The sequence below is a fragment of the Methylococcus capsulatus str. Texas = ATCC 19069 genome (assembly GCF_000424685.1).
GTDB classification, from domain to species: Bacteria; Pseudomonadota; Gammaproteobacteria; order Methylococcales; family Methylococcaceae; genus Methylococcus; species Methylococcus capsulatus.
This window is the reverse complement of the sequence record NZ_AUKJ01000018.1, coordinates 215,205-227,874: the sequence shown is the minus strand read 5'-3', so window position 1 is coordinate 227,874 and position 12,670 is coordinate 215,205. Positions and strand designations below refer to the sequence as shown.

The following is a 12,670-nucleotide window of genomic DNA, read 5'->3' as shown; positions in this document are numbered from 1 at the left end:
TCAAGATTTCCGCCTTGGATCACGGCGACCCGCCGGCCCGATCGGCGAACGAACGGCTGTATTATGGTCTTGGAACGACCTACCCTGCCAAAAATTCCAGCGTCCCTACCTGCTTGCCGCATCCGCCCTTCCGGCAGCGGTGACACTCCGGTAAACGGCATCGAGCTGACGCAGGACGCCTCGTATTGCATGGTAGTTCACCGCGCGGTGAAATGCACTTTCGCGCAGCCGGCGGCGCAGCCCGGTATCCTCCAGGGCGACGACCAGCGACTCGGCCAGTGCTTGCACGTCGCCCGGCGGCACCAGCAGACCGCATTCTCCCTCGCCGAGGAGTTCGGGTATGCCCCCGACCGGCGTCGCCACGACCGGAACGCCAGCCGCCATCGCTTCCAGAATGCAGACGGGCAGCCCTTCGAAGTAGGAGGGAAGGACCAGCACCCGGGCCGCCGACAGCTCGGCGTCCTTGTCGCCCCCCCCAATCCAGCCCGGCAGTCTTACGGCATCGGATACCCCCAACTCCAGGGCGAGCCGCCTGACGGCCTCCGTTTCGCCGACGCCGGCAAGCGTGAACACGGCGTCGGGGACGCGTTTCAGCACGAGGGGAATGGCCCGGACCAGATCGAAGACGCCTTTCTTCTCCCGCAGACGTCCCAGGAACAGTACCTGCGGCCGCCCCGAGCCGCCCTCCGTCGGCAGGGCATCGGGAACACGCACCGGATTGCCTATGACCCGAACGCTCGCCCGAGGCTCGATGGCCAGCAGCACCTTGGACCAGGCTTCGGTCAGAGCGATCACGCAGGCGGCGCGCCGCAGGGTCCTCCGTATCCACCATTTCGCCGCGGGGCCGCATTCGCTGCCGTAGAACACGCCGAATTCGCCGCTGTGGACATGGAAGACATAGGGGACGCCGAACAGATCCGCCAGCGCGCAAAGCACGGATTTCCGCCAGAAACTGCCGCGCGAGGCGCTGTGGGCATGCACGATGGCCAGACGGCGCGCCAACAGCCGGGTCAGCAACCGTATCCCGGCCGCCGCCATGACACGAAGCTGGGTCGGAAGGGCGGGGCCCTCATACGAGCAGAGCCGTTCGATTCTCCAGTGGGACACGAATTCCGGTTCGAGGCAGGCGTCGACCACTGCCGCAATGCCGCCATTCGTCCCCGGACCGATCATCAAGACTCTGCGCATGGTTTCTCTTTCCCCGGAACGATCGGTCATGCGGCGGGGATACGCGACAACAGCCTGGCACCGCGCGGACTCCAGTCCGATACGAGCGTCCCTTCGGCGGCGCTCAAAGGTTTGGCCACGAGCGTTCCCACCACGCCGAGGAGCAGACAGACCGCAATGCTCGTCGGCATGTCGAAACGGATCAGCGGTCCCGACCACACCAGCGCGCCGACCCCCACGCCATACCAGGCGGCCAGACGAAGCATCCCTCCCCAAGCCAATTCGAAGGGGTATCCCCGCCGCCGCAGCGCAAGGATGATGCCGAAGTTGAAAAACGCCTCCGCTGCGATGATGAGTACTATCAGTTCGGTCAGGCTCCCGCCTGCAGTCAAGAGGAAAACCGCCACGGCCGGCACCGCGAGCAGCCAGAAACCCCAGCGGACATAAAGGTCTGTGGCCAGCACCACGTTGCAGGACAGCTCTACTACTCGGCGCAACGGAGCAAACCCGCCCGCTACCAGCATCAGGGCGACGATCGGCCCGGCTTCTCGAAAACGCTCTCCGCCCACGAGCGTGGCTCCCATCCCGCCGAAGACGATGAAATAAAGGACGACCGGCATGAGCAGGACCATGGACGATTTGAACCAGAGTCCGACCCGCAGCATGAAGCCGCCGAAGTCCCGGCGCCGGCTGAAAAACGCGATCAAGGTGGGTTGAATGACGCTGCGCAGGAGATCGGTCGGCAGGTAGCGGCGCACCTGGTCGGAAAAATTGGTGCTGAAGCCGAAGACCGCGGCGGCGTCGGCCCCAAGGATGCGGGCGACGATGAGGGTCAGCATCTGTGAGCCGTAGGCGAAGGCGAGGAGATAGCTGACGTAGGTATTGACCGCCAGCTTGAAAAGCTGCTTCCGGCGCGGCGGCGCCCAGTCCCCCGAAGGCGCCACCCGATGACGCAGTGACCACGTCTCGCGCAGCAGGAGCACAGCACCCAATGCCGTACTCCCGCAGGCCGCCATCAGTTCATAGCGCACGGCGTCCAGGGCGGCGATCTCACGCCCCGCGAACCAATCGGACGCCAGCAGAAAGGCCAGCGTCCCCGAGCGAACCACCTGGGCCGATTGGGCGGCACCCTGGCGCATCAAGGCGCCGAGCATCTGCTCCCGATAGAGGCGTCCGAATCCCTCCACGGCCAGGACCGCGCCGGCGAGGGACAACACCGGCGCCGCCGCCTCCATACGCAACAGGGACGCGACCTGTTCCGCATCGAAATACAGCACCATACCCGCACAGGAATAGAAGGCCATTTGGATCCCGGCGAGCCGGCAGATGACGGAGACGATCGCCCTCCCCGCGGCATGCATTCGATACTCCGGAAGGATCCTGGCCGTCACCCAATCCAGTCCCGGCGTCGAGAACGCAAGCCCCGTTTCCATGGCAGCCAGCGCGGCCATGTAGGTCCCGTAGGCATCCAGTGGCAGGACCCGGGCAGCCAGCGTGAACGCAGAAAACGTCAGCAATGCGGAAACGGCCCGCCCCGCCAGGTAGGCGAGCGCGCCGCGCCGGAGCGCGACGCCACCGTAAGGATTGCCGGAACCGCTCACTGAGCCACGCCGCCGGCCAGCTGCCGGTATTTTTCGGCGAGGCTTCTCGCGATGACCTCGTAGCTCCTAAGACCCGGTATCGCCCGCCGACCGGCTTCGCCCATGCGCCGCGCGGCCGCGGGGTCCCGCAGCAATTGCAGAATGCCCGCGGCGAACCCTTCAGGCGTCAGCGGCACGCAGAGACCCCCGCCGGTTTCGCCGATCAGGTAGGCCTGGTCGGGAAGGTCGTTGGCGACCACCGGAACGCCCCAGGCCATGTATTCGATGACCTTGGTCGGAGACGCCACTTCCAGTGAAGGCGTGCGCGCGCAAGGCGACAGTCCGATCTCGGCGGTCCGCAAATAACGGCGCGCTTGCTCCGCAGGCAGCCAGCCCGTGAACAGGACGTGGTCCTGCAACCCGAGTTCGCGCACCAGGGCATCGAACCAGAGCCTCTCGCCCGGGTCCTCCGCATCCCCGACGAAAACCAAGAGGGCCTGCGGAAATTCCTTGCGCACCGCGGCCATGGCCTCGATCATCACTTCGGAGCGGCGCGCCCGTTCCAGCGCCCCCAGATAGACCACGACGCGCCGACCGGCCAGGCGCGGATCATCCACCGGGGGGATGTCCTCGATACGCTCGGGAATCGTCGCCCCCATCGGCACCGGCGTCATGCGCGCGGCCGGCAGGCCATGGCTCTCCAGCATCGTCCGCATGGCATCGCTTTGCACGAAAACGTGGTCCGCAGCGGGCAGGACGAGACGATACAGCAGCCAGGAGGAAAGGCGCCCACGCAGCCGGAACAGCAGGCGCCGTCCCGGCCCGGCCAAGCCGGACGGATCGGGCGAACCGCGTTCCAGCCAGTAATCGGGGAAAGGGAAGGACATCCAGTAATAGAACGGCTTTCCCCGCAGCCGGGCCGCCCAAAGCCCCAACAGAGCCCCGAAAATCCTGTCCCGAACCTGAACCGCGGCATGGTCGGCGCGCACCAGCCGGAACAGGTCCAGCGCGAGCATCAGCCGCGCCCGGATCCGCCCCCCCCTGCCACGGGCGAGCCGGGTGAACGCCCTGCCCGCCTCCCAGGCGCACTCGCCGCCGTCGCCCTCACGCACGGCAACGATGTCCGAGTACACCCCGAACCTGGGCAGGTAACGGCCGAACAGCGTCGCCACGTCGACCCGGAAAGTGGGAAACGGCTCACGCGTGAGATAGAGCAGTCTGATGTTCATGGCGTTGCGGGAAATTCTGGGGGAGCGGATTTGGCCCGGACCAACCAAGCGAGATAGCCCAGGGTGAATGCGAACAGCAGTTCGTGGCTCGGACTGTTCATGAGGCTGTTCGAATACCACAGTGAAAACACATTGGCGGCGAGGCAAACCCTCAACGCCACCAGCCGGCCGCGTTCGGCGCCGTCGTCGCACCGTGAAAGCAGCCTGCCCGAGGCGCGCCAAGCGGTGATGAGCACGCCCAGAAACATGGCGGTACCAACGGCGCCCGAGTCCCAAAGCAGAGTGGACGCCGTATTCAGGTTGATGGCCATCCCCGGATATTTCCGGTTGAGGTGTCCCTCCACCAGCGTACCCGCGCCCGCGTAAGAGGCGCCCATTCCGTGGCCGAAAAGGGTTTCCGCCGGATTATGCAGCCCGTGCTCATGGAACCAGAAAGTCAGGACGGTGGTACGGTTGAGGCTGGCCTTGTTGCCATAGTAGCCCGCTGAACCGAAATTGTAGTCGATGGTGTTCTGCACCATCTGCTCCGGGGACTTACCCTGGATGGAGAACACCGAAAAATACAGCCAGGCCAAAACCCCCGTCAAAAGCACACCCGTGGTCAATGCCGCCGCGGCGACCGCCGGATTGCGGCGGATTTCCCGCGAAAACACCAGGAGGAACATCATGGGAAGCAGCACCAGGGCGATCTTGGTTTCCCCCAGGAACAGCGGCACGCCCAGTTCGACCGCGAACGCCGCAGCCCACAAGGTTGAAAGCACCCGCTCCCGCCACGCCGTCAACACATAGGCAAGGCAGGCAACCAGGAAGATGACCATGGTTCCGTTTTCTCCGCCGCCTTCGAAATTCGGCTCGAACGTCCCTGCGACGATGTCGATGGGAACGATGCCGCCGCCCATGCCCACGCGCAGCGGCACCAGGACGATTCTTTCGTAAAGCGCGACCGGCAACTGCAGAACTGCGGCTGACAGAAGAAAGCCGCCCCAGCCGTGGAAATGACGCCGCCACACCGCCGTCACGGGAGCCGTCGCCAGCACCAGGGCGAGTCCCAGCATCTGGTAGGAGCGCTTGACGCCCGCCAGGATTTCCAGCGCGGGCCCCTGGCCCAGCAGCGACGTGCCTGCCGACAACGCGACCAGAGCCAGGAACAGCATGAGGAAGCCGGGCAGCCGGACCCGCTCCCGCCAGCGCCCCAGAAAGAGCGGGAACAGCCCGGCCGCCAGCAGGAAGAAGCCCAACATGGACAAGGCCCAGGAAATCTTGGTCATGCGGGGGAACATCAGGAGCACCGCCCCGTTGACGACCAGGGTACCCGCCAGCAACAGCCAGACCGCGAAGTCGATCCTGGACAGCAGAAAGACACTCACGAAACCGCCCACGAAAACGGCGAGAACGATGGGCTGGCTGATCGAGGCAAGCCAGCCCGCAAAAACCGCGACGGCCGTCACGAGGCCGATTTCCCACGGCCGGTAAGCGAGCATCGCCTCCCCCGAACCGTGGGGTACGCCGGGACGCCGGCGCATGCCGCCCGGCGTCATGAGGTCAGGACCGCGCCCAGCACCTCGACGCCCGCGCCGGAAAGCTGGTCCCTGACCGCCGCGGCATCGCCGAGCCGGGTCGCATCGCGGCGGACCACGATGATGCAGCCCGCCGCCCGCGTCGCCACGATCCGGGCATCGGCGCTCTGCAGAGCGGGCGGGGTGTTCAACAGTACGATGTCGTATTGCTCCGCGGCGGCATCCAGCAGTCGGATGAAAGACGCCCGGCTCAGCAATTCCTGAGGATTGGGTGGCGGCGCACCGGCGGGCAGCACGCTCAGATCACCGAGCGCAGGAATGCTGCTGATCGCCTTCTCCGGACTGTGGCGCCCGGCGAGGACGCCCGACAAACCGGGGTCGCCGCACAGCTTGAACAGCCGGTGCAGCTCCGGCTCCCGCAAGTTTGCATCGATCAGCAAGATCCGCTCACCCAACTGGGAAAACACTACGGCGAGGTTCGCCGCCAACCGGCCGCACCCTTCACCCGGCCGCCCCGAAGTCAGGGCGAGCAGCCGCCGGTGGCCGCCGAACCATCGCAGCATCAGGATGCTGCGAAGGTCCCGCAGCGCCTCGCCTTCCGGCCCCGGCGGGCAGAAGGCCGCGATCAGTTCCGCATCGACGCTGGTATCCGATTCCGGCAGGCATGGATGCGCGAACTGGCGCGCCAGAGCCTGGCGCAGATCGTCCTCGCCGATCAGTCCCAGACGTAGCGCCGCTTCACCGAACCTCAGCCCATCCTCCTTCTGCTTTACGCCGATGGCCTCGATGTCCTTTTCTGACAGCTTCCCGGCATGCAGCAAGAGCTGTCCCAACTGGACATCGCTGCGAGGCAACGCCGGGCCTTCGGATGAAGGGAGATTTTTCATGGCATTCGTCGCGGAAGGTTCTGGTCATCCCTTGAGTGCGGACGGCGCGGCAAGCCGGAAGAAGCGCGGCCACGCCGTCCTTTCCGGAGGCATTTCGGCCAGGAGGGGCAGACCCAGTTCGTCGATGACATCTTCCGCAGAACGGATACGCCTGTCCTTGAACTCGAACAGGAGGACGAATGCCAGCCCCAGCCCGCTGCCCAGGATGACTGACAGCGCCAGATTCAGTGCCACCTTCGGCTTGCTGGGCTTGAGCGGGGGCACGGCCGGCGAGAGGACGACGATGTTGGTCCCCTCCAGCCGGCTCTCCAACTGCAACTGACTCGCCCGCTGCAACGCGGCATCATAGACCCGCTGGGCATTCTCCACCTCTCGTTTCAATACGCTCAGCTTGTCCTGCTCGGCACCCAGTGCGAGTATGCGTTTCCTCTGTTCGACCACCGCGCCTTCGAGGTCCGCCACGCGTTGGCGGGCGAGTTCGGCGGCGCGCTCGATGGCGCCCGTCGCGTTCGCCACCTCGGCGGCAAGCCTTTGCCGCAGACTGGCGACCTCGGCCGCCACGGCGCGCCGCTGCGGATGGTTCCAGTCATAGCGCGAACCGACTTCGGCGAGCCGGGCCTCGGCGCGCGCCAGCTCGGCCTTCAACGCCTGCAAGGCAGGGTTCTGCAACAGATCGGGAAGCGCGTCCACCCCGCCACGGGCCGCCGCCCTCACCTGCTGAACCCGCGCCTCACCGTCGTACATCTGGCCTTTCGCCGCCGCGAGCTGGGCGGACAGATCGGACAAGTGAGCGGTTTCCACGTCCAGCTTGTCGCCGGCGGCGAGCACGCCATGCGCGATCTGGTAGCTGGAAAGTTCGGCCTGCGCTTTTTCCAGTGCGCTCCGCAATGTCAGGACCTGCTCGTCGAACCAGGCCGCCTGGCGCTTCAACGGTTCCAACTTGAGTTCGACGTTGGCACGGATGCTGGTCTGGGCAAAGGTATCCGCCACATCCGCGGCGAACAGGGGATCGGAGGCTGCGAAAGAGATCGTGATGACGTCGCTTTCCCGCGACGGCGACACATCCAGGTCTTCCAGCAGCTTGTCCGCCGCCCAATCCCGGAATACCGCGCGAGAACCCGTCTTCCTGGCGACTTTTTCGAAGCGGTCGCGGTAAGCGGGAACCTCCGAGAGTTTCAGCGCATCCGCGACGCGTGCCGCCACGGCGTGGCTGCCGATGATGTCCACCTGGGTCGCGAGGTAACCGGCCATGAGATCGGACGGAAACGCCGAGCCGGTCAGCGGATCGCCTCCCTTGTAATCGATCACGACGGTGGTCGACGCGGTATAGGTTTTCGACATCGCGACGCTGGCCACCAGCGTGGTCAGTACGGTCACGGCCAGCGTCCAACCGAAGACCCGCCAGCGCGCGAGGAAAATCAGGATGAGCCGGTTGGCGCCCATGGATCAGAACCACCGCTCGCGCAGATACAGCACGTCATCCGGCTGCAGGGCATAAGAACCGTCCACCGTCGTCTCCCGCTCCACCCCGTTGGCGTCGCGCCGCTTGACGATCGGCGCGGGCCAGGTGTCGGTCCCCCGGGGCGTCAGTCCGCCGGCGGCGGAAATCGCCTGGCTGACCGTCATGCCCCGCTGAAGCCGGTAGGCGCCGGGCCGCTGAACTTCCCCGTAGACATAAAACTGCGGCGCCTTCGGAACGAAGAGCGTGTCGCCGGCCGCCACCTCGGGATTCTGACCGGCGCTTCCCTCGAACAAGGCATTGAGATCGATGACGAGCTTCTCGCCATTGGCACGCAGCAGCGTCGCCGTATCGCCCGCATCGGCCGTCGTCACCCCGCCGGCGGCGGCCAGCATGTCCAACACCCGGCTCTGCCTCTCGATCGGATACTTGCCCGGATTCCTGACCTGTCCCATCACTGCGACCTCCCTCGCCTTGAACTGGGAGACCACCACGGTGACATGCGGATCGCTGATGTATCCGCCCTGGCGCAGCTTGCCGGCGATGCGCCCTTCCGCCTCGGCGGCCGTCAAATCTCCGATGGCGATGGGACCGGTGAGCGGAAACGTGATGTTCCCGGTCTGGCTGATCCGGGTTTCGATGGCCAGCTCGGGATAGTTGAACACGCTGATCCTCACCACGTCTCCCGGTCCGAGCCGGTAGTCGCCCGCCTCGTGCAAGGGCGCATCGCCAGCCACGGCCCCCCAACCGGCCATCAGCCCCATGACCAAAGCGATGCGGCACCACGCCGCTTTCACGCCGGAACTAATCTTCCCGGGCATCGCGAGTCTCCTGTCTGTCAGATTGCACGTCCCGCAAATCCATCGGACCCGGCCATCAATAGGCGTTCTTCTGCTTCAAGACCACGCCGACGGTCTTCAGCAAGATCCACATGTCCAGCCAGAGCGACCAGTTGCGCAGGTACTCCAGATCGTACCTGATGCGCGCCGCCATCTTCTCGACCGTCTCGGTCTCGCCCCGCAGGCCGTTGACCTGCGCCCAGCCGGTGATACCCGGCTTCACCTTGTGGCGCACCATGTAACCCTTGATCAGCCCCCGGTAAAGCTCGTTGTGCGCAACCGCATGGGGACGTGGTCCCACGAGGCTCATGGTGCCCTGCAACACGTTCAAGAACTGGGGCAACTCGTCCAGAGAGGTCCTTCTCAGAATCGCGCCCAAGGGCGTCACCCGGGCATCCCCCTGTTTCGCCTGGGTCACCGTGCCGCCATCCTCGCAAACCGTCATACTGCGGAACTTGTAGACGAAAATCGGCTCGCCGTCCTCGCCGTAGCGCCGCTGCTTGAACAACACCGGCCCCGGCGACGACAACCGTACCGCCAGAGCGATCACCAGCATGACCGGCGCCAGCAACACCAGCGCCACCGTGGCGCCCACGATGTCCATCAGGCGCTTGCTCAAACCCCGTATCCCGATGAAAGGCGATTCGCAGACCGCCATCACCGGAATACCGGCCAGCGTGTCCCAGCGAGCTTGCAGCAGGTCCGTCATGAACAGATCGGGAACGAAATACACCGAGACCGTCGAATCCTTCAGATTGTCCAGCAACTCGAGGATCCGCGGTTGGCGGGCGATGGGCAAGGTGATGTAGACCGCATGCACCTCATGTTGCCGGAGAAACGCGGGCAAATCCGCGGTACGCCCGAGCACCGGCAGATCGCCGGGATCCGCGGTGCGGTCCGCCGGCCTGTCCTCGAAAAACCCGAGCACGTCCGTGCGCAGGAAGGCGTGACTCCTGATCGCTTCCGCCAGTTTCACCCCCATCTCCGTCACCCCGACGATCACCGCCTTGCGATGGTCGCCATACCGACGGAAATAGATCCTGACCATCGGCCCGACCGCAAGCTGCCCGAACAGCAGGATGAATGGTGTCGCGCCCGCCCAAACCACGAAACCGGGTTCGTCCAAAAAATCCTCGATACCGGCGACATAAGTCAGCAAAGCGACCACCGCCAGCGTAAAAATCCATCTCGCCATGGTATCGAACGCCGTCTCGAAAAAAGAACGTGCGGTCAGCCTGTCGTTCAACCGCGTCACCTTGAAGGTGTGGGAGACGACGATGAACACCAGAAAAAACATCAGGATGTTCGCTCCCTCCAGCGGATACCCCTCGAATCTAAGGCTTGCCAGAAATACCCCGGAAGCGACCACCGGCGCGAACAGCGTCTTGAGCAGAAAAACCAGAGGGCTTTCAAAAACCGAAGGAGCACTGACATGCGTCATACCCATACCTCTATCCTTGACAAGCAAATAGCCGCAATACTGGACGACCAACCACCAATGATGGCATCGAAACCATCGATGAGTCCACTTGGATGCTCATGCCCGAAAGATCTCAAACTTGGCTCTTACACCGAGCCACACAGAGCAGAGCCTGCCCAGAACGCCGAATCTAGGATTCAGCCACGTTTCGATCACAAAAAATACCCAAGGATCGCTCAGCCAAAATCTCACACCCCTAAGATCGGCCTTAGTAATCGTCCATGGCATCATCATCTTGGCCAAAAAGGTGTGAGGCAAACTGACGGCGAAGCCATCCGTTGCCCCTTCTTCTGACCCGGAACACTTCGGCAGGCCCAGCGCGACAAAATTCACTCCAGCCAGCAACGCATAATCAAGATTATACCAGAACCTAGGATTACACTCGATCAGATACAATATTCCAGAATCGGACGCCAGTCTCGCATCAAAGCAAATGACACCGTCGACCTGCAGGTATCTTGCAACCGTCTGCGCCAGCTCTATAAGCTCCCCATGAGGACGGAACCGGTATTCGCCATTCTTGCGCTGATATACCACACACCGCCTGCATATACCCTGCTCACAGAACAGACTGACGCAAATATCCTCCCCATCGATATACTCTTGCACCAACACCGGCGAATAATCTATAGCCTGCGCAACGCGCTCGTCAGGCCATTGATCGACTCTGGTTACCCCTACGCCGCCGTGATTGTTTACAGGCTTGGCCATCAGCGGCAACCCCATTTTTTCAACCGCTTCCCCGAGACCTCCGATATTCTTTGCCAGCATGCTCTTGGGATGCGGCAAGTTCAGTTCACGACAAAGGTCGGCAAATTTTTCCTTGTCGTTGAGACGACCGAAAGCAACAGCGGATGGCAATGGAAAACATCTGACGCGGACTTGATCTTTAATCCTGACCAATATCCCCGTCGTCGCGCCATCGCCAGGAATTACCTGATCGATCGCCTTTTCGCCGGCAATTCTGTTTATTTCATCCAGAACAACTGAAATGTTTTCGTCAACGAAATCGACCGGACATAAAATAAATTCACTGCAATAACGGGAAAATGCCAATAGCTTTGCGCGCCTAGTCCCCAGCACAATGACCTTGACCCCTGCCTGGGCCGCACATCGCAGAACACGATAAGGGAGGGGAGTATCCGTAGCCAGCAACAATACAACCGGAGACCGTCCTCCTGAAAAAACACCCTCGCTGCTCAATGACATAGCGATATCCATCCATAATGCTTCGCGCGTCAAAAACGCAAAACCACCCCAACTCCTAGACCATCATATTCGTAATTAAAAAACACCCGGTTCACCTTTCTTTTTTCATACCGGTACGTCAGAAAAATATCAACATAATCCACGGGCCTGTAGGTGAAACCGGCCTGCGCGGCGAAAAAATCGTCGACGCGGCGCGATACCGGAGTTCCGGAAGAATTGGCCCCGCCACCCCCGACGTAATTTCGGCTCTCCCATGAGAATTCGCCCGCGACTTCGACCTTCCGGCTCGTCTCCCATTTCGAAAGCAATTTGACGCCGTTGCCGACGAAGTAGCTGGACGCGACGTCCTGGTAGGCTTCGAGATTTTGCCAGCCGGAGATCTTTACACTGGTCTTGTCCGTCGGCAACCACTCCACGCCCATGCGCCAAATACAGCCCGAGTAATCGAACCATGGGGCCTGGGCGAAGGTCTGGGCAAGGTATCCGACATAGCCGTCGAAACGGGTCTTGACGGAAAACATATAACCGCCCACAAACTTCAGGGAATTGACCTCGTATTGGTCAAAGCTGAATTTCGCCGGATTTCTCTGAGGATAAAATCCAGCGCCATGGCGGTATTCGATTCCAGCCGAATTCCTGGTCGCATTCTGATACACCAGCTCCACCGTCTCGCCCAGCTCCTGGACGTCGTTCTGCCTCCGGTTGCGCACGCTGTGGCTGATTTCGTCCCACCGCACCCCGATTCCAGCACGCAGGTCCGGGGAAAACTGATATTTCACCTTTCCGAAATAAGCCATGTTGGTCAGCATGTCCTTGCGCGGGATGACGTAGTTTCCGAAGGCATTCAGGTATTGCTGATATTCGGCGCCGGCCTGGGTCGACCAAGCCCTGGAAACGTCCCAGATCCAGGAAGCTTCGTTGAGCGTAGACAGATTCTGCAGCGCCGTGTTCCTGACAAAAATGTTGTCATCGACGCCGAGATTCACATTCACTCGATGCGGCCCGGAATACCAGTTCACCTTGGCACCCGCCGAAATCCGGTTGACGAAATCGGCTTTGCTCCCGCCTTTGGACACGTTGTCGATCAGGGCGTTCGCCTCGGCGGCCGTGAGGCTCGAAGGAAGGCGGAACACATTGCTGTCGTACGTAAATGTATTGGATACGAACGGCTGAAACCAATCGGTCCTGTCCGCCACGGCCCAGGCCGGGCCCGTCGCGCAAACGAGGCAGCATCGCAGCAGCAGCCGGAACGCACCAGCCGGGTCAGGGACCATTTACGGAAATGTCCATATTGGAAAGGAAA

At 62.7% G+C, this 12,670-nt stretch carries 10 protein-coding genes; all 10 read right to left on the bottom strand.

Going from position 1 to position 12,670, the window contains the following annotated elements:
* Nucleotides 1-105: 105 nt before the first annotated feature.
* The 10 genes from H156_RS0107190 to H156_RS0107140 all read right to left on the bottom strand — a co-directional run bounded on the left by H156_RS0107190 (nucleotide 106) and on the right by H156_RS0107140 (nucleotide 12,641).
* Nucleotides 106-1,188, bottom strand: a complete 1,083-nt coding sequence (locus H156_RS0107190; RefSeq protein WP_026046034.1) for a glycosyltransferase family 4 protein — start codon at nucleotides 1,186-1,188, stop codon at nucleotides 106-108.
* Between the two features lie 26 nt (nucleotides 1,189-1,214).
* Nucleotides 1,215-2,768, bottom strand: coding sequence for a lipopolysaccharide biosynthesis protein (locus H156_RS0107185; RefSeq protein WP_017366005.1), 1,554 nt, complete (start codon nucleotides 2,766-2,768; stop codon nucleotides 1,215-1,217).
* Complete coding sequence (locus H156_RS0107180; RefSeq protein WP_050998221.1) at nucleotides 2,765-3,976, bottom strand: glycosyltransferase family 4 protein; 1,212 nt, start codon at nucleotides 3,974-3,976, stop codon at nucleotides 2,765-2,767. Before H156_RS0107180 ends, H156_RS0107185 begins: the two co-directional genes overlap by 4 nt.
* Entirely contained in the window at nucleotides 3,973-5,499 is a 1,527-nt protein-coding gene (locus H156_RS0107175) for a hypothetical protein (RefSeq protein ID WP_154656680.1), read from the bottom strand. Before H156_RS0107175 ends, H156_RS0107180 begins: the two co-directional genes overlap by 4 nt.
* An 11-nt stretch (nucleotides 5,500-5,510) precedes the next feature.
* Entirely contained in the window at nucleotides 5,511-6,380 is an 870-nt protein-coding gene (gene epsG / locus H156_RS0107170; protein WP_017366003.1) for a chain length determinant protein tyrosine kinase EpsG, read from the bottom strand.
* A 24-nt stretch (nucleotides 6,381-6,404) separates the two neighbouring features.
* Nucleotides 6,405-7,823, bottom strand: coding sequence for a chain length determinant protein EpsF (gene epsF / locus H156_RS0107165; protein ID WP_017366002.1), 1,419 nt, complete (start codon nucleotides 7,821-7,823; stop codon nucleotides 6,405-6,407).
* A 3-nt stretch (nucleotides 7,824-7,826) separates the two neighbouring features.
* On the bottom strand, nucleotides 7,827-8,660 hold the full coding sequence (epsE, locus tag H156_RS0107160; protein WP_017366001.1) for a polysaccharide export protein EpsE: 834 nt from the start codon (nucleotides 8,658-8,660) through the stop codon (nucleotides 7,827-7,829).
* A gap of 55 nt (nucleotides 8,661-8,715) precedes the next feature.
* Nucleotides 8,716-10,125 carry an undecaprenyl-phosphate glucose phosphotransferase gene (locus H156_RS0107155; RefSeq protein ID WP_017366000.1) on the bottom strand — a complete coding sequence of 470 codons (1,410 nt, stop codon included), beginning with the start codon at nucleotides 10,123-10,125 and terminating at the stop codon, nucleotides 8,716-8,718.
* A 90-nt stretch (nucleotides 10,126-10,215) separates the two neighbouring features.
* The gene (locus H156_RS16680; protein ID WP_162136876.1) at nucleotides 10,216-11,367 is read right to left on the bottom strand and encodes an ATP-grasp domain-containing protein; all 1,152 of its coding nucleotides are present in this window, start codon (nucleotides 11,365-11,367) and stop codon (nucleotides 10,216-10,218) included.
* A gap of 29 nt (nucleotides 11,368-11,396) precedes the next feature.
* Nucleotides 11,397-12,641: an outer membrane beta-barrel protein gene (locus tag H156_RS0107140; protein ID WP_017365997.1), complete on the bottom strand. Its 1,245-nt coding sequence runs from the start codon at nucleotides 12,639-12,641 to the stop codon at nucleotides 11,397-11,399.
* Nucleotides 12,642-12,670: the final 29 nt, after the last annotated feature.